The following is a 22053-nucleotide window of genomic DNA, read 5'->3' on the forward strand; positions in this document are numbered from 1 at the left end:
CAACCATGGCAAAACCCGTGAAGCTGCTGAGCGTTGGCGCCTTGACGCTGGACACCATCCTGCGCGTCGAGACACTGCCTGTGCATCAAGGCAAGTTCATTGCCTCCGACGGCGTCCAGATCGCCTCGGGCATGGCCACCAGTGCTGCCTGCGCCGCGCATCGCCTGGGTGCCGAGGTATCGCTGTGGGCGAGTGCGGGTGACGATGCCGTCGCCGACCAGCTCATCGCCGGCATCGAGGCCGAAGGCGTCGATTGCACCTTTGTGCGCCGCGTCAGAGGCGCCCGCTCGGCGCTGGCCTCGATCCTGGTCGACGCGCATGGCGAGCGCATCATCGTGCCGTTCTATGACGGGCTTGCCCAGGCCGATCCCGAAGCCTTGCCGGTCGCCGACCTCACGGCATTCGACGCCGTGCTGGTCGATGTCCGCTGGCCGGGCGCGGCAGCGTTGGCACTCAAGGCGGCACGCGCCGTTGGGCGTCCGGCGATCCTCGATGCCGACACCGCACCGCTGGAATTTCTGGAACAGCTGTTGCCGCTCGCCACGCACATCGTCGCTTCGGAAACGGCGGCGCGCATCGTCTGCGGCCAGGCGCTCGATCCGGAAGCGGCTTGCGCCGATCTCGCCAGCCGCACCGACGCCTTTGTCGCGGTAACCGGCGGCGCGGCGGGCTGTTGGTGGCACGACCGTCGCGCAGGCTGTGTGCGCCATGTCGCGGCGCCGAGGATCAAGGCAGTGGATACGCTCGCCGCCGGCGATGTCTTCCACGGCGCCTTCGCCGTCGGGTTGGCGGAAGCCATGCCGGTCGAGCAGGCTTTGCGCTTTGCCAGTGCGGCCGCCGCGCTCAAATGCCTGCGCTTCGGCGGCAGGCTCGGTGCGCCGAACCGGGCCGAGACGCTGGCCATGGTTGCGCAGACCTGGCCTGCCTGAAAATCAGTTTAGCTCTTTGCCGGATGTTCGACAGCCTGGCGGCCAAAATCGGGCACGTCGATGTCCTGGCCGGCCTCGATGATCGAGCGGCGCACCGCGCGGGTGCGGGTGAACAGGTCGAAAAGCTTTTCGCCGTCGCCCCAGCGGATCGCGCGTTGCAGCGACGCCAGGTCTTCCGAGAACCGCGCCAGCATTTCGAGAATGGCGTCCTTGTTGTGCAGGCAGACATCCCGCCACATGGTCGGGTCGGAGGCGGCAAGGCGGGTGAAGTCGCGGAAGCCGGAAGCCGAATATTTGATCACTTCGGACTTGGTCACCGACTGCAGATCATCGGCGGTGCCGACGATGTTGTAGGCGATGATGTGCGGCAAATGCGAGACGATGGCCAGCGTCATGTCGTGATGCTGCGGGTCCATCGTGTCGATGTTGGCGCCGCAGCGGCGCCAGAACTCCGACAGCCTCTCCAGCGCGTCCGGGTCGGTGTCGGGCAGCGGCGTGAAGATGCACCAGCGATTGTCGAACAGGTCGGCGAAACCGGCGTCGGGGCCGGATTTTTCCGTGCCCGCCAGCGGATGGCCGGGAATGAAATGGACACCTTCAGGCACATAAGGCTGCATCTGCGCGATGACAGACGCCTTGGTCGAGCCGACATCGGTGAGGATCACACCCGGCTTCAGCGCCGGCGCGATTTCCTCGGCCACCGCGCCGGATGAGCCTACCGGCACCGAAATGATGACCAGGTCGGCATCGCGGACAGCTTCTCTCGCATCGGTGGTATAGCTATCGCCCAGCCCAAGCTCCTCGGCTCGCGCCAGCGTCGTCGCACTGCGCGTTGATATGGCCACGTGACGGGCCAGCCCTTCGCGGCGGATGACGCGGGCCAGCGACGAGCCGATCAGGCCGATGCCGACCAGCGCGATCTTTTCAAACATCGGTGATGTCATGGTCTCTAGCTTTTCAGGAATGTCGTGAGAGCGGCGACAACGCCGCGATTGGCCTCTTCGGTGCCGACGGTCATGCGCAACGCGTTGGGAAAGCCATAGCCCGAAACGCGCCGCAATATATAGCCGCGCGCCGTCAGATAGTCGTCCGCCGCCGCCGCCGAATGCTTCTGGTCATCGGGAAAATGAATGAGGACGAAATTGCCGACGCTCGGCGTTACCCGCAGCCCGAGCTTTGTGAATTCCTCGCTCAACCAGGCAAGCCAGGTCTCGTTGTGCGCCACGCTGCGCTCGACATGGGCGCGGTCGCGGATGGCTGCGATACCGGCCTCGATCGCCGTCGCATTGACGTTGAAGGGACCGCGCACGCGGTTGATGGCGTCGACGATATGCATCGGCGCATACATCCAGCCGATCCGCGCGCCACCCAGGCCGATCTTGGAGAAGGTACGGGTCATCACCACGTTCTCGGTGCTGCCGACCAGCTCGATGCCGGCCTCATAGTCGTTGCGGCGGACATATTCGGCATAGGCCGCGTCGAGCACCAGAAGCACGTTCTTCGGCAGCGCGGCATGCAGCCGGCGAACCTCCTGGAACGGCACATAGGTGCCGGTCGGGTTGTTGGGATTGGCGAGGAACACGATCTTGGTGCGCGGCGTGACCGCGGCCAGGATGGCGTCGATGTCGGCGCGCTCGTCTCTTTCCTTGATCGTCACCGGAACGGCACCCGCCGACTGGATGTAGATCTTGTAGACCATGAAGGCGTGTTCGGTGATGACGGCCTCGTCGCCGGGCGCCAGATAGGTCTGCGCCAGCAGGCCGAGAATCTCGTCGGAACCGTTGGAACAGATGATGTTCTGAGGGTTGAGGCCATGCACCTCGGCGATCGCTTCGCGCAGCCGCCTGGCGGTGCCGTCGGGATAGATGTCGAGCTTGCCGGCAATCTCGCGCGCGGCTTCGATCGCTTTCGGCGAGGGCCCTAGCGGATTCTCGTTTGATGACAGCTTGTGGACCTTGGCGACGCCGGCGGGCGCCGTGCTCTTGCCCGGCACATAGGCGTCGATGTCCATGATGCCCGCACGCGGGGTTGGACGTGCCTGGTCCGGTGTCTGGCTCATGTCGCAAAATCCGTCGAGAACGCTTCCTGAGGGAAGCCGCAGCGGAAATACAAGCCGTGGCCTGCAATGTCGAGAGGCGACAGCCATCGCCCAGGGCTGGCCGTTGACGACGGCGCGCCACAGCCCTAGAAGGGGTGCGACTTCCGTGGTGATTTGGCCGGTCGGCTTGCAGCCACGTTAAACAACTTGCTAAAGGGCCGTTTGCATCCTGTAACCGGCTTTGCGACCGCAATGCCGGTTTTTTGTTGTCCGCGCCGGCCGGACACCCGTATCGGCATCGACTTTCGACAAGCGCGATGCGTGGGCTCAAAGTGTGAGATGGATGTCATGGCCGTTCTGCGTGCCCGCAAAACCAACAACGAGGTCGACCAACCGTCGAGCCCGGTTTTGCGTTTTGGATCCGACAAGCCGCTCAAGCTGGACGCCGGCACGCTGCTTTCACCGTTCCAGATCGCCTACCAGACCTACGGCACGCTGAACGATGCCCGCTCCAACGCCATCCTCGTCTGCCATGCACTGACCGGAGACCAGCACGTCGCCAGCACCAATCCGGTGACCGGCAAGCCTGGCTGGTGGGAAGTGCTGATCGGCCCCGGCAAGATCATCGACACCAATCGCTTCTTCGTCATCTGCTCCAATGTCATCGGCGGTTGCCTTGGGTCCACCGGTCCGGCCTCGACCAATCCCGCCACCGGCAAGCCCTATGGGCTTGACCTGCCCATTATCACCATTCGCGACATGGTGCGGGCGCAGCAGATGCTGATCGACCATTTCGGCATCGAAAAACTGTTTTGCGTGCTCGGCGGCTCGATGGGCGGCATGCAGGTGCTGGAATGGGCGTCGAGCTATCCGGAGCGCGTCTTCTCGGCGCTGCCGATCGCCACCGGCGCGCGCCATTCCTCGCAGAACATAGCCTTTCATGAGGTTGGCCGCCAGGCTGTCATGGCCGATCCGGACTGGCATGGCGGCAAATATTTCGAGCACGGCAAACGCCCGGAAAAGGGCCTGGCGGTAGCGCGCATGGCCGCCCACATCACTTACCTGTCGGAAGCCGCCCTGCACCGCAAGTTCGGCCGCAATCTGCAGGATCGCGAAGCGCTGACCTTCGGCTTTGACGCCGACTTCCAGATCGAAAGCTATCTGCGCCACCAGGGCATGACCTTCGTCGATCGCTTCGACGCCAATTCCTATCTCTACATGACGCGGTCGATGGACTATTTCGACCTTGCCGCCGACCATGGCGGCCGGTTGGCCGATGCTTTCGCCGGCACGAAAACCCGCTTCTGCCTGGTGTCGTTCACCTCGGACTGGCTTTTTCCGACCGAGGAGAGCCGCTCGATCGTGCATGCGCTCAACGCCGCCGGAGCATCGGTATCCTTCGTCGAGATCGAGACCGACCGCGGCCACGACGCATTCCTGCTCGACGAGCCGGAACTGTTTGCCGCCATCAACGGCTTCATCGGCTCGGCCGCCAGGGCGAGAGGGCTGGGCCTATGAGCGTCAACCGCGACCAGCGCGTCGACCTTGAAGTCGTCGCCAACCTCATCCCACCACAGTCGCGCGTGCTCGATGTCGGCTCGGGCGATGGCTCGCTGCTCGAATTGCTGCAGGACAGCAAGCAGGTCGACGGCCGTGGGCTCGAGCTGTCGCAGCGCGGCGTCAACGAATGCGTGGCGCGCGGCCTCTCGGTCATCCAGGGCGATGCCGACAAGGATCTCGAATTCTATCCCGACAAGGGCTTTGACTTCGTCGTCCTCTCGCAGACGCTGCAGGCCACCCGCAACCCGAAGCTGGTGCTCGACGAACTGCTCAGGATCGGCAATCGCGCCATCGTCTCCTTCCCCAATTTCGGCCATTGGCGTGTGCGTCTGTCACTGTTCGTCAACGGCCGCATGCCAGTGACCAAGGACCTGCCCTATTCCTGGTACGACACGCCCAACATCCACTTCTGCACCATCCGCGACTTCGTCAATCTGTGCGACGAGCTCGGCGCGACCGTCGAGAAGGCAACCGCTCTCGACGCCAACGGCCAGAAGATCGGCCTGTCGATGCCGTGGTGGTTCTGGAACTTCTTCGGCCAGCAGGCAGTGTTCCTGCTGAAACGGCAGTAGCCGCAAGCTATTCGAGGATGTCCGTGGCCTTGTGCGGATGTTGGACGCCGTCGGCAAACACCACGTCGGCCTCCGAATTGTCCGTGCGCAGCGCCAGAATCGCTTGATAGGCGGGCGAATTGTACCAGCCATGCACATGCTGCCTGTCGGGAAATTCGATGATGATCAGATGGCCCGGCCAGTTGTTCTCGATCACCTCGACATCGCCGCCATGGACCAGAAAACGGCCGCCGAAAGGTTCCAGCGTGGCATCGATCTTGTGCAGGTATTCGACGATCTGCGGGCCCATCGTGGCTTGGCGCATATGGGCGACGGCGTAAGCGGTCATAGGTGCACTCCCTTTCAATCGAGGCCGATTGCCGGCTCCACAGGCACAGATTGCCAAGGGTCGTGACAGAATTCGATTACCCCAAAAGTAATAAGAATGAGATGAGGCGATCAAGACGAATCGGCCTGCGCGATCCTGAGGCGGTTTCCAGTCTCCGGCCCTCAGGGTGTTGCCGTTGAGACGCAAGGTTGCGAATTCGGGGTTGCGGACGGATTGAACTCTGCAACCAGATGATGACACGGGAGCATGTTTTTCGTAGCGTCATGCCGGACGCGATGCCGAGCGAAGCACGGAGCGGGGAACCTGACCTATTCGATCGTTGTCGAAATGGAAAACGCCAAGTCCATCAATGAAGATGAGATCGGCGTTTCGTTCAGCGCTTTGGCACGGGAAATAGAAGCCGTGACGACAACCGGTCAATACCTGAAACCGGAGGTCATCGTCGTTCACAGCGGACCAGATACCGACACACCGCTTCTGCGGCATCGTCTCACCGAAATTGTTCCGCAACTTGGCATGGTAGCAAATACGGTCTTCAGCGCCTGCACAGGCGGCCGGTACTATGAGGTCAAGAACGCAGGCGCCGCGTTGGCCAAGGGCGACATCGTCATTTTCTGCGATTCCGATACAGTGATCGAAGACGGCTGGCTGTCGGCACTTCTCAAACCGCTCCAGGATCCGAAGACGATCGCCGTGAACGGTTACACCTATCTCGGCTGTGACGATTTCGCTTCGCGAACCTTTGCGCTTCTGTGGTTCTTCCCGCTGCGTGATGGTGATCGACGCTTTGCCTCCAAGCGCGCGATGAACGCGAACAATTGCGCCTTCCGCAGAAGCTGGTTAGCCGGCCATCCCTTTCCGGCCAGCAATGGATTCAAGGTTTCTTGCACGTTGCTCACCAGCCAGTTACGAGCAAGCGGGCATGATTTTGTCAGAGTCGATGCCCGGGCCAGCCATTATCCTCCGCGCGGTTGGCGCTTTTTCTTTTGGCGTGCCCTGGTCACCGGGCGCGATGCGGACCGGAAATATGTGGCACTGGCATCGCCATCCCAAGCCGCGCGAGTGCTGAAGGCGACAAGACGTTGGTTTTCGACATCCTGGAAAGTGGGCGGGCGTATTCTGACGCATGCAACTCGGCTCGGAATGCCGGCATGGCAGATCCCGTTTGCACTGATCGTCGGATTGGCCTTTTGCGCGCTGGTTTTTTGTGCACAAGCGGCCATGGCCCTTGGGCTGGTTCGGGACGAGGTTGAAAACGTGCCCCTCTACGTGGGACATAGCTGAAGCACTATGGTCAAAATGGGCAAAACCATCGAACCGATACCTCTCATCACGGTCATTACGCCGACCCACAACCGGCGCGAAACGGTGTTGCGCGCCGTGGAAAGCGTGCTCTCCCAGAGCATGTCGAGGCTTGAGCACATTGTCGTCGACGATGGTTCGACCGATGGAACCGAAGCGGCGCTTGCCCGTATCCAGGACCCGCGGCTGATCTATGTCGGGGCGAAATGGCGAGGCGCCAACGCAGCCAGGAATGCCGGCATCGAGCGCGCGCGGGCACCGTTGGTGACGTTCCTCGATTCCGACGACATCTACATGCCGCACCGGCTTGAACGAACCCTGACCTGGTTCGAGGAAAATCCTGCACTGCAAGTGCTGATCAGTTCGTTCGTGTCCCTGAAAGGCAATCGCATCACAAACTGCGTCAACCCCGAGGCGTTCGTGAGCCCCGCAATGCTGGAGCGGACGCTGGTTGGGCAGACCATCTTCATTGCCGGCTCTGCGATCACGGCTCGCCGCGAAGCCTTGCTGGCCATCGGCGGCTACGACAGCGACATCACCCGCATGCAGGATCGCGAATTGCTGCTGCGCCTTGCCCGGCGCTTCGGTGCGCAGTTGTCCAGGGATCTGGACTGGACGAAATACAATTCGGAAAACTCGATTTCCGGCCGCCGTGACGGCTATGTCGAGGCCTATGCGAACCTGATGGGCAAACATCCGCATATTGCCCATGCCTACCCGCACATTCCGCCTTACATGATCTCGCGGCAGCTCATCGCCGACATCCTGCGAGGCAGGATACCGGAGGCATTTCAGGGCTACATGGCCAACCGTTCATCCAAAACGCTTGGCTATTCGCTGCCGGAATTGATGCAAGGCTATGTCCATGGCCGGCGCTGGCGCCGCGATCTCTCCAACGAGTTTCGCAATCAATTTGGTGCCCGGCCCGCTTAAACCGAGAGGGATTCCGGGGAATGTGGAACGATTCTCCCTCCGGATCGCGTTAACCCCTCTGTCGAGAGCTCAACGGTCAAGTTCGGGAAAATACGGATCCGATAGAAACCGCCTGTCCCGTTCGCCTTGCAGGCAGTCTATCGGCGTCGCCGCGTCGATGGGGATGCTTCTCACCTCGTCCTGAATGCCGCTCACTTCCAGGAGCAGCTTGCGCCGGATGGCTGTCGAAAACTCGGCGGCGGCATAGATAGGCAGCACGAAGGAACCGGGTCCGCCGATCACGCACTGCGCATAATACTGGTCGAGATGGCTGAAGGTGGGCGACGGGCTGATCAGGATCGGCAGGCCGTTGACGACGATGCCTTTGGCAGTCGCCGCATCACGCGTCGCGGTGACCGGCGGCCCGATATTGTTCGGTCCGTCGCCCGAAATGTCGATGACGCTGCGTTCGCCCTGGAAAGACGTGCGGTCGAAAAGCTCGGTGCCGAAGGCCAGCGCGCCGGAAATCGAAGTGCCGCGAAAGCTGCGGAACGGACGAGCCGCGACCTTGTCGGCAAAGCTGTTGGCGCTCTCGGCGCTATCGATAATCTGCCAGCCGATGACAGCGTCGTCGCGCACCGTGCCGGCCCATTCGAAATAGGTCAGCGCTATGCGGCCCGTGGCGCCGGCGCGGACAGCCTTGATGAAGTCGGGATGCCGCAGCGCCTCGACATAGCCGGCCCGCTGCAGGGCGAACTCCTTCTCGTCCATCGACAGCGAGATGTCGACCGCCAGCACCAGCTCGACGTCGACGGCGAGCGCATCCGGCGGCGAGGCGGCCGGGGCAGCCTGGGCGCAGGCAAGACAGGCAAGCAGGCGCAGAGCATCAAGCATGGCCGTCGCCAGGATTGTTTCTCCCGAGGAGCTTCCCTCGCGATCGCGGCAAAATAAAGCTTTGCTTTCCTCGCCCGGAAATCAGCTCATTTCTTGCGGCGGGCGGCGGCTGGCGGCGGTTCGATCGCGCCGGCCCTGACGCGGGCGGGCTTCAGGGCTGGCGCACCGGAATCCTTGACGATCGTCAACGCGCGCGGGAAGAAGTGGTTGTTGTGCTGGCCGCGCCCGATGTTGAGGATCGCTGTCCCCGGCAAACGCTTCTCGAGCATCGACAGCACGCGTCTTAGCGATGGGCCGTCGAACGCATCCAGCGCCTCGTCGATGATCACCCATTTCGGCTGCCGCAATGCGAGCCTGGCGAAGGCCAGCGAGCGTTGTTCGTCATCGCCCAACTCATGGTCCCAACGCCCGGCGCGGTCGAGCGATGAGGAAAGCCGTCCCAGACCGACCTCGGCCAGCACCGCCAAAATGTCGGCATCGTTCGCCGGCGCGGGCCCGTTCGGGTGATCGAGGACTTCGCGCAACGTACCGACCGGAAAATAAGGCACGCGCGGCACGAATATAGGAGTTTCTCCCGCCGGCAGGCCGATGCGGCCGCTTCCCCATGGCCACAGGCCGGCAATGGCACGAAAGAACAGCGTCTTGCCCGCACCGGGGTCGCCGGTGATCATGACGCGCTCGCCGGGGCGGATTTCGACATGCGGGTCGGCGAGTCTGGTGCAACCCTCCGGCGAGGTCACTTCGAGCTTCTCGAAAGTCAGGCTGCCATTGACGTTTTGGCCGAAGGCAATGCGCTTTTCCGTGTCGTGCAGCGCATCGGTTTCATCGAGCGCGATGCGGAAATCGGCCACGCGCATCAGCGTGGCGCGCCAATCGGCAATGCTGCCGATGTTGTTGATGAACCAGCGCAAGGAAGAGTGGACCTGATTGAAGGCGCCGACCGCCATCATCAGCCCGCCAAAGCTGATATCACCTGAGAAATAGACCGGCGAAGCGACCAGTATGGGCGCCACGACGGTGATCCAGCCATAGGTGTCGGTCACCCAGGACAGGTTGATCTGGGCGGTGTAGATGCGCCGCATGGCACCCAGCACCGTGCCGAGATCGAGTTCGAGCCGCCGCCTTGCGTCGGCCTCGCCATGATACAACGCAATGGCATCGACATTCTCGTTGACGCGCACCATCGAGGAGCGCAGCTCGGCTTCGCGTGTATAGCGGTCGCTGTTCAGGCGGATGAGCGGGCGCCCGACCAGCCAGCTCAGCCAGGAGGCGATGCCGGCGTAAAGGATAGCGGCCCAGACCATGTAGCCCGGTATGGCCAGCGAGGTCCCGCCGATGTGGAACACGAAGCCCGAGGACAGCTCCCACAGCACCCCGACGAAGGACACGAGCAGGATGCACGACTGCAGCAGGCCGACGCCGAGATCGGTTGACAGGTCGGACAGATGCGCGGCGTCCTGCTGCATGCGCTGGTCGGGATTGACGCCGATGGCGCCGGCATTGGCCAACCGGAAGGCGCGCGCCGGCCGCATCCACTGATCGATCAGATCCAGCGTCAGCGCCTCGCGCAGTTTGAGCCTGATCATCTGGTTGAGCCAGGTCTGGCCGATATTGAGCACCAGCAGCCCGCCGGCGATCATCGCGAAAACGAGGAGTTGGTGCAGGAAGGCCGCCATGTCGCGGCGCGCAAGCGCATCGTAGAAAGGCTGGTTCCAGCGGTTGAGCAGAACCTGGCCGATCGACGTTGCGATGATCACGGCCATGATGCCGACCGATGTCCACAGCAACCATTTGCGAACCGGCGATCCCGCCAGTGCCCGCCGGATCGTCGCCACCTGATCGCGCAGGCTGCTGGCTTCGACCGCCACGGCAACCGGATGAACGGCGGCGGCATTGTCCGGTTGATCAGCCATGGCCGAGGTCCTTGCGTCAGTGCTGAAACCGGATGGAGAAACTTGACAGGCGTTCGTATGGGCTGCCGGTCCGCTTGCGACAGATAGGCAGGGAAACGAGGTCAGGCACGTTTGCCGTGATCACGAAGCCGTCACCCGCGCAGCCGAGGGCTTGGCATCGGTTTTGTGACGGCCAAGCCGCGTGGCGCCATGCGGCGACAGCACCGGCACGAAGACGCGGCGCGAGGCGCGCTGGACCACGGGCACGCCTTGATAGAGCCGTTTCTGCGCCTCGACGACGATGACGCCGGAAAAGATCGGCCACAGCCGGCGGCCGGCGCGCTCCAGCACATTGTGGAAGCGCATCATGAAACGGCGCTTCGACGGGGGAAAGAACAGCGCATCGGACCAGGCGGCGGGCGTGAAATTGGCCTCGCGAAGCAATTCGGTGAGCTGGCCGCGCGAAAAAGGCCGGCCATTGCCGAATGGGGTGTGCTCGAAGCGCGCCCAGACACCGCGCCGGTTGGGCACGACGATGACCACCCGGCCGGCCGGCGACAGCACGCGCCAGATCTCGTTCAGCGTCTCACGCGGGTTCTCGACATGTTCGAGCGAATGGACGAGCAGCATGCGGTCGATGCAGGAATCGACCAGCGGCAGTTCCTCGTCGAAGACCAGTGCCGTCGCCGTCGGCCCTGTCGCCGGCCAGACGACGGCGCCCTGCGTCGCCGGCATGAAGGCGAAGACCCGCTCGGCGTCGGAGCCGAACCGCTCCAGCCACGGCAAGGTGTAGCCCAGACCAACCAGCCGCTCGTTGGGCACGGCCGCCCATATCGACGACAACGCCATGGTGATCGAACGCTCGGCGAAACGGCCGAGTGTTGTCGAATAGAAGGAGCGAAGATCGACGATGTCGGAATGCATGGCAGGGATGTAGCCGTGATATCGGCGGGTTTCAACAAAAGGCCGCGACATCCGACATTCCGAGATGTCATTCGACATCCGGGATGACATCCACGCGCCGGCGCCCTATGTCTGCGGCCATAAACGGAGAGATGCGATGCCGGTCGAAATCGAACAGTTCATGTGCCGCAGCGACAATTTCGGCGTGCTGGTGCATGATCCCAAAAGCGGCCAGACCGCGATCATCGACGCGCCCGAGGAAGCGCCTATCCTGGCCGCGATAAAGCGCACCGGCTGGACGCCGACGATGATCCTGACCACGCATCATCACATGGATCACGTCGAGGCCAATCTGGCGCTGAAGGAGCGCTTCAAGCTGCGCATCGTCGGCCCGGAAGCGGAAAAGGCCAAGATCCCCGGCATCGACGAGACCGTCGAAGACGGCTCGGTTCTCCATCTTGGCGATGAAAAGATCGAAGTCATCGCCACGCCCGGCCACACCGCCGGCCACGTTTCCTACTATTTGCCGGCTTCGGGTGTGGCGTTCACCGCCGACACGCTGTTTGCGCTGGGTTGCGGACGGCTGTTCGAATGCAAGCCGCCGGTGATGTATGAATCGCTGAAGAAGCTGGCTGCACTTCCGGCTGAAACGGCCATCTATTGCGGCCACGAATATACGCTCTCCAACGCCCGTTTCGCGCTGACCGTCGATCCGACCAATTCGGCATTGAAGGAACGCGCCGCCAGGATCGAAAAGCTGCGCGCCGCCGACAAGCCGACGCTGCCGACGACGATCGGCGAGGAGCTGTCGACCAATCCCTTCCTGCGCTGGCACGATCCGGCGATCCGCAAGCATCTGGGGCTGGAGAAAGCTTCGGACGCCGAGGTCTTTGCCGAAATCCGCAAGCGCAAGGACAATTTCTAGGCCCGGTGGTATCGTCGCCATGACCAGCTCCGCAGAAATTATCGCGACGCTCGGGCTGAAGCCGCATCCGGAAGGCGGCTGGTATGCCGAGACCTTTCGCGATGGCACCGGCGGCGCGCGCGGCCATTCGACTGCCATCTATTTCCTGCTTGAGGAGCAGCAGGTTTCGGCCTGGCACCGGGTCAAGGATGCCGCCGAGGTCTGGCATTTCCACGCCGGCGCCCCGCTGGCGCTGGCGATGTGGGAGGAAGGCAGCGCCGTTATGGAGCAAGTCCTCGGCATCGATCTCGCAGCCGGTGAGCGGCCTCAGATCGTCGTGCCCGCAGGCTGGTGGCAGTCGGCGCGCAGCCTGGGCGAATGGACGCTGGTCGGCTGCACCGTCGCGCCGGGCTTCGAGTTTGCCGCCTTTGAGCTGGCCGAACCCGGCTGGCAGCCGAAACAACCCTAACTCAATAAGAACCCAAATTTAGCAGGAACCCAAGTGTCGTCGCGAGTTGCGCGGCGTAGTACAGCGCCCAGACGGCGAAGCGCATCCAGGCGCGGTGGGGCGAGATGGCGGCGACAAGGAATTTCTCGGTGGCGAGCAGCCCGTCCGATACCATGAACAGCACGGCGCCACCGATCGCCCACATATTGCTTGTTGTCAGCGCCGAGATGCCCATTGCCAGGATCGCGGCGATATAGACGGTGATCGGGATACGCAGGCTGGGACCGACGCGACGCCACAGCGCCGCCAGCATGATGACCACGAACAGCGCCATGGCGAGCGCGATCGCACCGCGCCACGGCTCGGCACCAAGCACTCCCAATCCGCCACCGCTGCGCAGGAACAGCGCGACATAGACGATGTGGGCGACGAGAAAACTGGCCAGACCGCCGAGAAACGCCTTTTCACCGTCGCGCGACAGGAATGCGTCGCCAGCGGCGCTGAGGGCGAGCGCGGCGACCAGCAGCAGCGGGCCGCCCTGCAGCCCGGCCAGAACGGCAAGCATCGCCACGGCAAGCGTCTTTGCCGCCGAGCGGGCGAGCGTCGACGGCATGCCTAGCGTGAACGCATAGATCATCGCCGCCGCCAGCGAAAAAATCAGTGTCGCATTGGCATTGGCGTCGATGCCGCCCGCAAACGGCATCGTCATGCCCGGCTCCGCCTTTGGATGCCCCGGGCTCCGCCTTCGGATGACCCGGCTCGGCTCTCGGTCGCGGCAGGCTTGCGCAGGAACAGGGATTTTGCGGCGAGCGCCGCGCCACCGGTGATGAGCACGCAGGCGGCGAGGATGCGCAGCGACGGCTCGGCGACGCCGGCCGCGATCAGCACCAGCGTCGACAACAGCGGTGCGGCGTAGCTTGCGGCACCCAACACCTGGATGTTGCCGCGCTTGACGCCGATGTCCCAGGCATAGAAGGCAGCGCCCACCGGCATCAGGCCAAGACCAAGCACCGCCAGCCACTGGCCGGCGCCGACGGGCAGAACGGTCTGTTCCAGCGCCAGGTGGCAGGCGAGCGACAGCACCGCGGTGGCAGCACAGAACCAGGTGACGATGCTGGTCGGCACCGACGGGAAGCGCCGCGACAACAACGAATAGGACGACCACAAGACGGCGCAGACGGCAGCCATGGCATAGCCGAAGGAATAGCGCGCGTCGAAGGCCAGCCCGCCACCCTTGGTGACGATCAGCACGGTGCCGGCAAGGCCGAGCAGCGCGCCGACGACATGGTTCCACGCCAGTTTTTCGCCCGGCATCAGCGCCGAGCCGAGCACGATCAGCAGCGGCCACAGATAAGCGATCAGGCTCGCCTCCACCGCCGGCGCATTGCGCAGCGCGGTGAAATAGAAGAAGTGGTAGCCGAACAGGCCGGCAATGCCGATCAGCCACACCTGCGGCGGCGTCTTCTGGCTCTTGTCGGGTGCCGGCATGAACAGCCGCGCGATGAGCCCGACCCCGGTGCCGATCGAGAAGGTGATCGCCGACAAGAGGAACGGCGGCACCTGGCCCGACGCATCGGTGAGCAGTGCGAGCAGCGCCCACATGGCGACCGCCGAAAAGCCGATCAGTGTTGCGCGCCCCATTCTGTCTCCAGTGGCGCGCCAATTCCGCGCCTGGCTATTGTACTGCTTCGAAACGCCCGGCGCTGATGGTCAAGGTGCCGATCTGCGTGCCCACCGTGGCACGGATCGGCGCATATACGCCGGTTTGGCCGAGCGGTGCAAACGTCACCATCATGCGGCTTTTGTTCTTGAGATAGTTGAGCGCCTTGCGGCCCTTGCGATAACCCGCCACCGGCTCGAAGCCCATCTGGCAGGTGACGGTGTCGCCCTTGTAGCCCGGGACCGAGATCGTGCCTTTCGACGCGTAGGTCAACGTCAGGTCGGCACGCATCTCGCCGTCATAGAACTTCACCGTGCGGCCGCAGACCTGGTCGAGACTGTCGGCATGAATGACGGTGGCGGCCATGGGATCGAGCACCGATGTCAGGTCGCCGGCACCGAGCGGCACCCAGTTCTTGGGGTCGCGTTTGCCCGGTGCCGGTACGACCTTCGTCGAGGTGACCCTGCCATTGGCAAAGCGGATATCGACCACCGATGCTTTCTTGCCGGAGGTGTAATCGGCGCGGAATGCCTGCGGCACCATCTTCTTGCCCGCAATCGTGCCTTTGGATGAGATCGTGCCGCGCGTATCGTCGAACAGCTTGGCGAGGCCGGCTGCGGTGACACTGCCTTGGATGGCGTAGGCGCCGTTCTCATAGCGGCTGGAAAACGTTGATTTCGCTATCGAAAGGCCGAGGAACGACACCGTGTACTCGCCCTTGAACGACTGCGGCGAGGCAGCAGACGCGGCGGACGGCAAAGCTATGGCAAGCATGGCAACAAGGGCATGTGGCGAACGAAGCATGGCGGGATTGGGTCCTTGATTTTCGGCCGGAGGCGGGCGACTCCGGTCTGGCATGTCCCTATGGAACCGCTTATAGGATGAATTCCGGCCTTAATATGAAATGCCGGGCGTGTCCGCAGGCAAGCTGGAGCTTGACGCCTCGGCGAAATGCAACTATGGAACGCCAACTTTTTCCATAAGGCCGCCTTACCAGAACCGCGCGCCACCCGGCGTGGGCTTGAGTGTTTGGCAGACCCCGAGAACTGAAGGTTAGAACAATGTCCCGCACCTGCGAACTCACTGCCAAGGCAGTCATGTCCGGCAACAATGTGAGCCACGCCAACAACAAGACCAAGCGTCGCTTCCTGCCGAACCTCGTCAATGTGACGCTGATTTCGGAAGCGCTGAACCAGAACGTGCGTCTTCGCATTTCGGCCAACGCGCTGCGTTCGGTCGAACATCGCGGCGGCCTCGACGCCTTCCTGGCCAAGGCCGACGTCAAGGAATTGTCGCAGCGCGCCCGTTTGCTGAAGAAGCAGATCGCCAAGAAGACCGCCGAACAGGCTGCCGCTTAAAACAGTTCAAAGGCGGGGGACGACCGCCCTGGCCAACCTCTTGTTGTTGGCCTCTGGCCAACTTCTTGTTGGCCTAGGCATCGGATCGAAGCCGCAAGGTTTCGGCAATCCGATGCTCAAATTCCGAAGCTAGCGTAATCCGATTTAGGAATACGTTCCGCTGGTTCCATTACCCAGGATAAAAAAATGACTTTCTTCTCGCGATACTTGCCCTTCGTGGCCGCCATGACGCTTGTCGTCGTGGCATCGAACATTCTCGTGCAATTCCCGATGCAGGGCCAGATCGGCGGCCTCTCGCTGGCCGACCTTCTGACCTGGGGGGCCTTCACCTATCCCTTCTCGTTTCTGGTCACCGACCTCGCCAACCGCCGTTACGGCCCCACTGTGGCGCGCCGGATCGTCTTTGTCGGCTTCATGACGGCGGTGATCTGCTCGATCCTTGTCCCGCCCTTCCTGTTCCGTCACGGCCTGATCGAATTCGAGACCGCCGCCGACCGGCTGGTCCGCATCGCGGCCGCGTCCGGAGCGGCGTTCCTCAGCGCGCAATTGCTCGATGTGACTGTCTTCAACCGGCTGCGCCGCCAGAGCTGGTGGCGGGCGCCGATCGTCGGCACGCTGGTCGGGTCGGTGTTCGACACAGCCGTGTTCTTCACCGTCGCGTTCTCGGCCGCCTTTGCCTTCGCTGGTCCCAGCGACGGCTTTGCGTTGGAAAACGCACCCTTGATGGGCGTCTTCCATGTCGACGCGATGCGTTGGATCTCCTGGGCGCTGGGCGACCTCAGCGTGAAGCTGATCATCGCCGTGGTGGCGTTGATCCCCTACCGTCTGCTCGCGGCCCGCTGGAGCCAGCCCGCGGTTGCGGCTTAAACCATGATCCCGAAAAGTGGGACCCGATTTTCGGAAAAGATCATGGTCGGACAAAGATCATGATCCCGTGGGTTCAGCTCGATTCGGCAAAGACCCCGGACGGCGGACAAGAACTTCGCCTCAAGCGGCGCGGCACCGAATTCTCGATCATGCTGGGCACCAACGAGCTCATGAACAGCCGCCTCAGCGGTTCCGAGGAAGCGCTGGCAAAACTGTCCTGTGAGCGGATTGCCGGCCATAGCCGGCCCACAATCCTGATCGGTGGGCTTGGCATGGGTTTTACCTTGCGCGCCGCACTCACAGAATTGGTCAATGATGCCGGAATTGTCGTCGCCGAACTGGTGCCCGCCGTCGTCGCCTGGGCACGTGGCCCGATGGCCGAAATCTTTGACGGCTGTCTCGACGATCCTCGCGTCACCATCCAGGAAACCGATGTCGGGCAGTTGATCCGGTCGCGGCCCGCGGCCTGGGACGCCATCCTGCTCGATGTCGACAACGGCCCGGAAGGCATCGTCCACAAATCCAACGACGCACTTTACAGCGTGCAAGGCCTCGCAGCCGCACGCAGCGCCCTGAAACCCGGCGGCGTGCTGGCGGTGTGGTCGCAAGGCCCCGACAGCGGCTTCACGCGGCGGCTGAAGCAGGCAGGCTTCGCGGTCGAAGAGGTCAGTACGCGCGCCAACGGCAAGCGCGGCGCCCGCCATGTCATCTGGATCGCCACCAGGACGTAAAGCCGGCGGGTCAATCCTGGTGGAGAATGAATTCCAGATAGAGGTTGCGCTGCAGGATCGAGTGGTTGTCGTCGGAGATCAGCGACACCATCAGCGCGCCGTCGTCGCGGCTCCAGACGTCGAGCCCTTCCATATTGTCGATCTGGTAGTCCATGTCGGCCTCCAGCAGCACCGGCCCGTCGGCGACCGCGCCCTTCTCGACGCTTTCGCCGTAGATGCGCCGCAGCCGCATCTTGACCGCTGGCCATCGAGAAACTGCGCTCCAGAAGCAACAGATCACCATCGGGCAGGAAGGCGCCGTCGGTGATGTCGAAATCGCCATTGCGCTTGACGGTGAAGACGCCCTTGTGCGGCCCTTCGATGATGGCGGCATAGATGTTGCCGGCCTTGTCCAGGCTCTTCTCGGAGACCACGACCAGGCCGCCCTCATGCTGGCCGTTGGCATTGGCGTGGGTGACGGTCTCGAAGCCGCGATTCTGGCGCAGCTCGCGGGCCGGCACGACGAAATCCAGCGGCTTGAACGGCGCCTTCATGTCGTTGGGGTCGATCTTGAACTGGGCGACGCGGTGGCTGCGCTCGAAGCCGACGGTGGCGATGCCGTCCTTGACCGCGAGACCTTCCGCATCGACCTCCCATTTCCTGTCGATCGGCCGGCCGGTCTGGTCGACCATCTGCTGCATGCGGAAATTCTGGATGCCGGAGGGTCGCTTTTCCGCGTCGCGGACCACCGTGCCGAAGAACCAGAAGCCGGTGTCGGCAACGCCGATGAAATCACCGCCGGCTTTCAGGAAGCGGAAGGCCGATAGCGCGCCGAAATCGCGTGTCGGCGAGGTCATCTCCAGCCCGCCGACGAATTCGAAAGGGCCGAACTGCTTGTCGGTACGGCCAACTTGAAATTGGGTGATCGGGCGGGCCGAGATTTCAACCGGTTCGACAGAACCAGAGTCAGCCGAACCGGCTGCTGCCGAAGCCACGCCGGAAAGCAGGACGATGGCGGCGAAAAGCGTCTGCCGAAACCCGCCGCGCCTGGAAATCATCCGGCGCGCCGCATACCACCGCCGCGTCGCGTATCCTTCGCGCTTTCCTCGGCGAACAGCGAAGCCAGCTGCTCGGTCATGGCGCCGGCCAGCTCCTCGGCATCGACGATGGTGACAGCGCGGCGGTAGTAGCGCGTGACGTCGTGGCCGATGCCGATGGCCAGCAGTTCCACCGGCGAACGCGTCTCGATCAGCTCGATGACGGCGCGCAGATGGCGCTCGAGATAATTGCCCGGATTGACCGACAGCGTTGAATCGTCGACCGGCGCGCCGTCCGAGATCATCATCAGGATCTTGCGCTGCTCGGGCCGGGCGATCAGCCGGTTGTGCGCCCACAGCAGCGCCTCGCCGTCGATATTTTCCTTGAGCAGGCCTTCGCGCATCATCAGGCCGAGATTGCGCCGCGCCCGCCGCCACGGATGGTCGGCGGACTTGTAGATGATGTGGCGCAGATCGTTGAGCCGGCCAGGATTCGGCGGCTTGCCGTCCTTCAGCCATTTCTCGCGCGCCTGCCCGCCCTTCCAGGCCCGTGTGGTGAAACCAAGAATCTCGACCGAGACGCCGCAACGCTCCAGCGTGCGCGCCAATATGTCGGCGCAGGTTGCCGCGACCGTGATCGGCCGGCCGCGCATGGAGCCGGAATTGTCGAGCACCAGCGTCACCACCGTGTCGCGAAATTTGGTGTCGCGCTCCTGCTTGAACGACAGCGGCTGCATCGGGTCGATGACGACCCGCACCAGCCTTGCCGGGTCGAGGTAACCTTCTTCCAGGTCGAAATCCCAGGAGCGGTTCTGCTGCGCCATCAGCCGGCGCTGTAGCCGGTTGGCCAGCCGCCCAACGACGCCGGACAGATTGGCCAGCTGCTTGTCGAGGAAGGCGCGCAGCCGGTCGAGTTCTTCCTCTTCGCACAGCTCCTCGGCGCCGACCGTCTCGTCGAAAGCGGTGGTGAAGACCTTGTAGTCGATTTCCTTCGGCAGATTGGTGAAGGGATTGTCGTTACGGCGCGCCTCGCCGGGTGTTTCGGCATCGGCGTCGTCATCGTCGGACAGATCGTCGGCGGTGGCGTCGGAGGCTTCCGTCTCGGCCGACTGTTCGTCATCGGCGGAAGCTTCGGCGTCCTCGGACTGCGACTGCTCGGAGCCGGAATCCTCTTCGCCGCCCTCCTCGCTCTGCTCCTCGCCTTGCGGCTGGTTGTCGTCATTGTCCTCGGAATCTTCCGTCTCCTGGTCGTCGCCAAGTTCCTCGGCCATCTCCATGGAGGCGAGCATCTCGCGCACGACCCGGGCGAACGCCTGCTGGTCGCCGAGCTTGGCCGACAATCCGTCGAGGTCGGCCTTGGCCTTCTCCTCGACCCAGGGGCGCCAGAGTTCGACCAGCCGCTCGCCGCTTTTCGGGACCGGGCGGCCGGTCAGCTTCTCGCGCACCATCAGGGCAAGAGCTTCCTCGATCGGCGCGTCGGCCTTGTCCTTGATGTCGACGAGGTTGGCCTTGGCGTATTTGTCCTCCAGCATCGAGCCGATATTGTCGGCGACGCCCTGCATGGCGCGTGAGCCTATCGCCTCGACGCGAGCCTGCTCGACCGCGTCATAGATGGCGCGGGCCGCCTTGCCTTCCGGCGCCAGCTTGGTGTGGATGCGCACATCATGGCAGGCGCGCTTCAGCGCCATGGAATCGCCGAGGCCGCGGGTGATCGCAATATCGGTCTTCGATGCCTTCTTGGGCAGCTCCGGCAAGCGCGCGCGGCTGCCGGCGAGCGCCGGCCGGTCCTTGGCGAAACCGACCTCCAGTTCCTTGTCGCCGGCAATAGCGCGCATGCAGACGGCGACGGCGCGCTTGAAGCTGTCGGCTTCAGACCCCGTCTTCGACTTGTTGCGCGTGTTGTCGCCCGGACCCGCCATCGAGACTGTGCTTACCCCAGCACCACGTTGGCGGCGCTCTCGGGCAGATCCTCGCCGAAGGCGCGCTGATAGAACTCGGCCACCACCGAGCGCTCCAGTTCGTCGCATTTGTTGAGGAAGGTCAGCCGGAACGCCATGCCGATATTGCCGAATATCTCGGCATTCTCGGCCCATGTGATCACCGTGCGCGGGCTCATCACGGTCGACAGATCGCCGTTGATGAAGGCCGAGCGCGTCATGTCGGCGACGCGCACCATCTTGTTGACGATGTCCTTGCCCTTGCCATCGCGATAGTGCTTGGCCTTGGCCAGCACGATGGCGACTTCGTTGTCGTGCGGCAAATAGTTCAGCGTGGTGACGATCGACCAGCGGTCCATCTGCGCCTGGTTGATCTGCTGGGTGCCGTGATAGAGGCCGGTGGTGTCGCCGAGGCCAACCGTGTTGGCGGTCGAGAACAGCCGGAAGGCCGGATGCGGGCGGATGACCCGGCTCTGGTCGAGCAGCGTCAGCCGGCCCGACGATTCCAGCACGCGCTGGATGACGAACATCACATCCGGACGCCCGGCATCGTACTCGTCGAAGCACAGCGCGACATTGTGCTGGTAGGCCCAGGGCAGGATGCCGTCGCGGAATTCGGTGATCTGCAAACCGTCCTTGACGACGATCGCGTCCTTGCCGACGAGATCGATACGGCTGACATGGCTGTCGAGGTTGACGCGCACGCAAGGCCAGTTGAGGCGGGCGGCGACCTGTTCGATATGGGTCGACTTGCCGGTGCCGTGATAGCCCGACACCATGACGCGGCGGTTGTAGGCAAAGCCCGCAAGGATCGCCATCGTCGTGTTCTTGTCGAACAGATAGTCCGGATCGATGTCCGGCACATGCTCCGATGTCACCGAATAGGCCGGCACCACCATCTTGGACTCGAAGCCGAATTTCTCCTTCACCGACACCGTCGTGTCGGGCAGGTTGGCGATGTCACGATCGACCTTGTTCATATCTCTCAACGTCTCCACGGGCGAAACGTCTGATTTCGCCGGCAATCGATTTTGTCCGGGGGCGGTCTTAGAGCCTTTTCCAACCTTATGAAAGTTGGAAAACGACACGAACCGTATGGCCGCTCAGCACAGGCCCGCCTGTTTGAGCACGCGATAGGCCTGCAGCACATCGCGGAACCGGTCTTCCGAACCTCTGTCGCCACCATTCGCATCCGGATGGTGCAGTTTCACCAGTTCCTTATAGCGCGCCTTGATCTCCTTGCCAGTCGCCTTTGTATCAAGACCAAGCGTTTCCAGCGCCTTGGCCTCAAGCGGCTTGGCCTTGCGCTCGCGCGCCTCGCGCGGATCCTTCGGTCCCTTGAACAGGTCGAACGGGTCGCGCATGCGGTTATAGTAGCCGGCCCGGCCGGAACGCATCTGGGCCATATCGGGCGACGATCGCGTCGAGGCTCCGTTGGCGCCCATCTTCCAGGTCGGCCTGTGCCCGGTCATGGCTTCCTTCTGGAAGCGCGCGACCTCGGTGTCCGGCACGCCGGAAAAGTAGTTGAAGCCCTTGTTGTACTCGCGCACATGATCGAAGCAGAAGTGGAAATACTCGCCTTCCTTCATGCGCCCGACGGGCGCACGATGGGTGCCCGCTTCCTTGCAGCCGTCCCACTGGCAGATCGGCGAGTGCGACTTCAGCTCCGCGTCCTTGTCGGGGCGGACGCGAATCTTCTCGAAATATTTGGGGTACGGCTTCATCTTACCCATTTATGGGGCGTTCGCAGATGCGAAACAAGAATTGACATTTTCGCGATCATCGCCCTAACCGCTGAATCG

At 63.1% G+C, this 22053-nt stretch carries 22 protein-coding genes, 1 pseudogene and 1 riboswitch; of the genes and pseudogenes, 10 read left to right on the forward strand and 13 right to left on the reverse strand.

The features are described 5' to 3' along the window. Window positions 1-5 precede the first annotated feature (5 nt). Window positions 6-929: a sugar kinase gene (locus tag EOB49_RS02220; RefSeq protein WP_127380015.1), complete on the forward strand. Its 924-nt coding sequence runs from the start codon at window positions 6-8 to the stop codon at window positions 927-929. Between the two features lie 8 nt (window positions 930-937). Here the strand turns inward: EOB49_RS02220 and EOB49_RS02225 are convergent, their stop codons facing one another. Further along, window positions 938-1873, reverse strand: coding sequence for a prephenate/arogenate dehydrogenase family protein (locus EOB49_RS02225; protein WP_206526080.1), 936 nt, complete (start codon window positions 1871-1873; stop codon window positions 938-940). A 5-nt stretch (window positions 1874-1878) separates the two neighbouring features. Beyond that, window positions 1879-2988 carry a histidinol-phosphate transaminase gene (gene hisC / locus EOB49_RS02230; protein ID WP_127380017.1) on the reverse strand — a complete coding sequence of 370 codons (1110 nt, stop codon included), beginning with the start codon at window positions 2986-2988 and terminating at the stop codon, window positions 1879-1881. A 135-nt stretch (window positions 2989-3123) separates the two neighbouring features. Next, window positions 3124-3201: riboswitch (SAM riboswitch) on the forward strand. Window positions 3202-3315: 114 nt separating this feature from the next. On the opposite strand from hisC, the gene EOB49_RS02235 reads away from it, so the two are divergent. Together EOB49_RS02235 and metW are read left to right on the forward strand one after the other, a co-directional pair. After that, window positions 3316-4485, forward strand: a complete 1170-nt coding sequence (locus EOB49_RS02235) for a homoserine O-acetyltransferase (protein WP_127271091.1) — start codon at window positions 3316-3318, stop codon at window positions 4483-4485. Then, window positions 4482-5099, forward strand: a complete 618-nt coding sequence (gene metW / locus EOB49_RS02240) for a methionine biosynthesis protein MetW (protein WP_127268377.1) — start codon at window positions 4482-4484, stop codon at window positions 5097-5099. The genes EOB49_RS02235 and metW overlap by 4 nt, the downstream gene beginning before the upstream one ends. 7 nt (window positions 5100-5106) lie before the next feature. Here metW and EOB49_RS02245 read toward each other — a convergent pair whose 3' ends face one another. Next, window positions 5107-5427: a DUF1330 domain-containing protein gene (locus EOB49_RS02245; protein WP_127329955.1), complete on the reverse strand. Its 321-nt coding sequence runs from the start codon at window positions 5425-5427 to the stop codon at window positions 5107-5109. A 327-nt stretch (window positions 5428-5754) separates the two neighbouring features. Here EOB49_RS02245 and EOB49_RS02250 point away from each other — a divergent pair, with 327 nt between their 5' ends. Both EOB49_RS02250 and EOB49_RS02255 read left to right on the forward strand, forming a co-directional pair. Further along, window positions 5755-6711, forward strand: coding sequence for a glycosyltransferase (locus EOB49_RS02250; RefSeq protein WP_245465742.1), 957 nt, complete (start codon window positions 5755-5757; stop codon window positions 6709-6711). 15 nt (window positions 6712-6726) lie between these two features. Further along, window positions 6727-7662: a glycosyltransferase family 2 protein gene (locus EOB49_RS02255; RefSeq protein WP_127380018.1), complete on the forward strand. Its 936-nt coding sequence runs from the start codon at window positions 6727-6729 to the stop codon at window positions 7660-7662. 69 nt (window positions 7663-7731) lie between these two features. Here the strand turns inward: EOB49_RS02255 and EOB49_RS02260 are convergent, their stop codons facing one another. The 3 genes from EOB49_RS02260 to EOB49_RS02270 all read right to left on the reverse strand — a co-directional run bounded on the left by EOB49_RS02260 (window position 7732) and on the right by EOB49_RS02270 (window position 11351). Next, the gene (locus tag EOB49_RS02260) at window positions 7732-8535 is read right to left on the reverse strand and encodes a DUF1194 domain-containing protein (RefSeq protein ID WP_127380019.1); all 804 of its coding nucleotides are present in this window, start codon (window positions 8533-8535) and stop codon (window positions 7732-7734) included. An 86-nt stretch (window positions 8536-8621) separates the two neighbouring features. Continuing rightward, window positions 8622-10448, reverse strand: coding sequence for an ABC transporter ATP-binding protein/permease (locus tag EOB49_RS02265; RefSeq protein ID WP_127380020.1), 1827 nt, complete (start codon window positions 10446-10448; stop codon window positions 8622-8624). A gap of 120 nt (window positions 10449-10568) precedes the next feature. Further along, entirely contained in the window at window positions 10569-11351 is a 783-nt protein-coding gene (locus EOB49_RS02270; RefSeq protein WP_127380039.1) for a methyltransferase domain-containing protein, read from the reverse strand. 136 nt (window positions 11352-11487) lie between these two features. On the opposite strand from EOB49_RS02270, the gene gloB reads away from it, so the two are divergent. Then, on the forward strand, window positions 11488-12255 hold the full coding sequence (gloB, locus tag EOB49_RS02275; protein WP_027038100.1) for a hydroxyacylglutathione hydrolase: 768 nt from the start codon (window positions 11488-11490) through the stop codon (window positions 12253-12255). Window positions 12256-12274: 19 nt separating this feature from the next. Beyond that, entirely contained in the window at window positions 12275-12703 is a 429-nt protein-coding gene (locus EOB49_RS02280; protein ID WP_127380021.1) for a cupin domain-containing protein, read from the forward strand. A 1-nt stretch (window position 12704) separates the two neighbouring features. Here EOB49_RS02280 and EOB49_RS02285 read toward each other — a convergent pair whose 3' ends face one another. The 3 genes from EOB49_RS02285 to EOB49_RS02295 are packed head-to-tail and all read right to left on the reverse strand — an operon-like array spanning window position 12705 to window position 15146. Beyond that, window positions 12705-13391: a lysoplasmalogenase family protein gene (locus tag EOB49_RS02285; protein ID WP_127380022.1), complete on the reverse strand. Its 687-nt coding sequence runs from the start codon at window positions 13389-13391 to the stop codon at window positions 12705-12707. Further along, complete coding sequence (locus EOB49_RS02290; RefSeq protein ID WP_127380023.1) at window positions 13388-14323, reverse strand: EamA family transporter; 936 nt, start codon at window positions 14321-14323, stop codon at window positions 13388-13390. The genes EOB49_RS02285 and EOB49_RS02290 overlap by 4 nt, the downstream gene beginning before the upstream one ends. Before the next feature lie 34 nt (window positions 14324-14357). Continuing rightward, window positions 14358-15146 (reverse strand): DUF3108 domain-containing protein, encoded by a 789-nt coding sequence (locus EOB49_RS02295; RefSeq protein ID WP_127266960.1) that lies wholly within the window; start codon window positions 15144-15146, stop codon window positions 14358-14360. A 257-nt stretch (window positions 15147-15403) separates the two neighbouring features. Here EOB49_RS02295 and rpmB point away from each other — a divergent pair, with 257 nt between their 5' ends. The 3 genes from rpmB (at window position 15404) to EOB49_RS02310 (ending at window position 17298) form a co-directional block, all read left to right on the forward strand. Then, window positions 15404-15700, forward strand: coding sequence for a 50S ribosomal protein L28 (gene rpmB / locus EOB49_RS02300; protein WP_013529373.1), 297 nt, complete (start codon window positions 15404-15406; stop codon window positions 15698-15700). A gap of 186 nt (window positions 15701-15886) precedes the next feature. Beyond that, the gene (locus EOB49_RS02305; protein WP_127380024.1) at window positions 15887-16567 is read left to right on the forward strand and encodes a queuosine precursor transporter; all 681 of its coding nucleotides are present in this window, start codon (window positions 15887-15889) and stop codon (window positions 16565-16567) included. Window positions 16568-16626: 59 nt separating this feature from the next. Next, window positions 16627-17298, forward strand: coding sequence for a hypothetical protein (locus EOB49_RS02310; RefSeq protein ID WP_127380025.1), 672 nt, complete (start codon window positions 16627-16629; stop codon window positions 17296-17298). Between the two features lie 10 nt (window positions 17299-17308). Here EOB49_RS02310 and EOB49_RS02315 read toward each other — a convergent pair. The 4 genes and pseudogenes from EOB49_RS02315 to EOB49_RS02330 all read right to left on the reverse strand — a co-directional run bounded on the left by EOB49_RS02315 (window position 17309) and on the right by EOB49_RS02330 (window position 21984). Beyond that, window positions 17309-18335, reverse strand: a pseudogene (locus tag EOB49_RS02315) (esterase-like activity of phytase family protein). Further along, on the reverse strand, window positions 18332-20233 hold the full coding sequence (cobT, locus tag EOB49_RS02320) for a cobaltochelatase subunit CobT (RefSeq protein ID WP_127380026.1): 1902 nt from the start codon (window positions 20231-20233) through the stop codon (window positions 18332-18334). The pseudogene EOB49_RS02315 and the gene cobT overlap by 4 nt, the downstream one beginning before the upstream one ends. A gap of 11 nt (window positions 20234-20244) precedes the next feature. Next, the gene (gene cobS, locus EOB49_RS02325) at window positions 20245-21231 is read right to left on the reverse strand and encodes a cobaltochelatase subunit CobS (RefSeq protein ID WP_013529367.1); all 987 of its coding nucleotides are present in this window, start codon (window positions 21229-21231) and stop codon (window positions 20245-20247) included. A 123-nt stretch (window positions 21232-21354) separates the two neighbouring features. After that, window positions 21355-21984 (reverse strand): J domain-containing protein, encoded by a 630-nt coding sequence (locus EOB49_RS02330; RefSeq protein ID WP_013529366.1) that lies wholly within the window; start codon window positions 21982-21984, stop codon window positions 21355-21357. Between the last annotated feature and the right edge of the window lie 69 nt (window positions 21985-22053).

Source organism: Mesorhizobium sp. M7A.F.Ca.MR.148.00.0.0, from assembly GCF_003997735.1.
Taxonomy (GTDB): domain Bacteria; phylum Pseudomonadota; class Alphaproteobacteria; order Rhizobiales; family Rhizobiaceae; genus Mesorhizobium.

What these genes read in the sequence shown, in the direction of transcription:
- rpmB (WP_013529373.1), top strand. Translation starts at nt 15,404, where the DNA reads ATGTCCCGCACCTGCGAACTCACTGCCAAGGCAGTCATGTCCGGCAAC.
- EOB49_RS02295 (WP_127266960.1), bottom strand. Translation starts at nt 15,146, where the DNA reads ATGCTTCGTTCGCCACATGCCCTTGTTGCCATGCTTGCCATAGCTTTG.
- EOB49_RS02310 (WP_127380025.1), top strand. Translation starts at nt 16,627, where the DNA reads ATGATCCCGTGGGTTCAGCTCGATTCGGCAAAGACCCCGGACGGCGGA.
- EOB49_RS02260 (WP_127380019.1), bottom strand. Translation starts at nt 8,535, where the DNA reads ATGCTTGATGCTCTGCGCCTGCTTGCCTGTCTTGCCTGCGCCCAGGCT.
- EOB49_RS02250 (WP_245465742.1), top strand. Translation starts at nt 5,755, where the DNA reads ATGGAAAACGCCAAGTCCATCAATGAAGATGAGATCGGCGTTTCGTTC.
- EOB49_RS02330 (WP_013529366.1), bottom strand. Translation starts at nt 21,984, where the DNA reads ATGGGTAAGATGAAGCCGTACCCCAAATATTTCGAGAAGATTCGCGTC.
- EOB49_RS02270 (WP_127380039.1), bottom strand. Translation starts at nt 11,351, where the DNA reads ATGCATTCCGACATCGTCGATCTTCGCTCCTTCTATTCGACAACACTC.
- EOB49_RS02245 (WP_127329955.1), bottom strand. Translation starts at nt 5,427, where the DNA reads ATGACCGCTTACGCCGTCGCCCATATGCGCCAAGCCACGATGGGCCCG.
- hisC (WP_127380017.1), bottom strand. Translation starts at nt 2,988, where the DNA reads ATGAGCCAGACACCGGACCAGGCACGTCCAACCCCGCGTGCGGGCATC.
- EOB49_RS02305 (WP_127380024.1), top strand. Translation starts at nt 15,887, where the DNA reads ATGACTTTCTTCTCGCGATACTTGCCCTTCGTGGCCGCCATGACGCTT.
- cobT (WP_127380026.1), bottom strand. Translation starts at nt 20,233, where the DNA reads ATGGCGGGTCCGGGCGACAACACGCGCAACAAGTCGAAGACGGGGTCT.
- metW (WP_127268377.1), top strand. Translation starts at nt 4,482, where the DNA reads ATGAGCGTCAACCGCGACCAGCGCGTCGACCTTGAAGTCGTCGCCAAC.
- EOB49_RS02285 (WP_127380022.1), bottom strand. Translation starts at nt 13,391, where the DNA reads ATGACGATGCCGTTTGCGGGCGGCATCGACGCCAATGCCAATGCGACA.
- EOB49_RS02265 (WP_127380020.1), bottom strand. Translation starts at nt 10,448, where the DNA reads ATGGCTGATCAACCGGACAATGCCGCCGCCGTTCATCCGGTTGCCGTG.
- gloB (WP_027038100.1), top strand. Translation starts at nt 11,488, where the DNA reads ATGCCGGTCGAAATCGAACAGTTCATGTGCCGCAGCGACAATTTCGGC.
- EOB49_RS02255 (WP_127380018.1), top strand. Translation starts at nt 6,727, where the DNA reads ATGGGCAAAACCATCGAACCGATACCTCTCATCACGGTCATTACGCCG.
- EOB49_RS02290 (WP_127380023.1), bottom strand. Translation starts at nt 14,323, where the DNA reads ATGGGGCGCGCAACACTGATCGGCTTTTCGGCGGTCGCCATGTGGGCG.
- EOB49_RS02235 (WP_127271091.1), top strand. Translation starts at nt 3,316, where the DNA reads ATGGCCGTTCTGCGTGCCCGCAAAACCAACAACGAGGTCGACCAACCG.
- EOB49_RS02280 (WP_127380021.1), top strand. Translation starts at nt 12,275, where the DNA reads ATGACCAGCTCCGCAGAAATTATCGCGACGCTCGGGCTGAAGCCGCAT.
- EOB49_RS02220 (WP_127380015.1), top strand. Translation starts at nt 6, where the DNA reads ATGGCAAAACCCGTGAAGCTGCTGAGCGTTGGCGCCTTGACGCTGGAC.
- EOB49_RS02225 (WP_206526080.1), bottom strand. Translation starts at nt 1,873, where the DNA reads ATGACATCACCGATGTTTGAAAAGATCGCGCTGGTCGGCATCGGCCTG.
- cobS (WP_013529367.1), bottom strand. Translation starts at nt 21,231, where the DNA reads ATGAACAAGGTCGATCGTGACATCGCCAACCTGCCCGACACGACGGTG.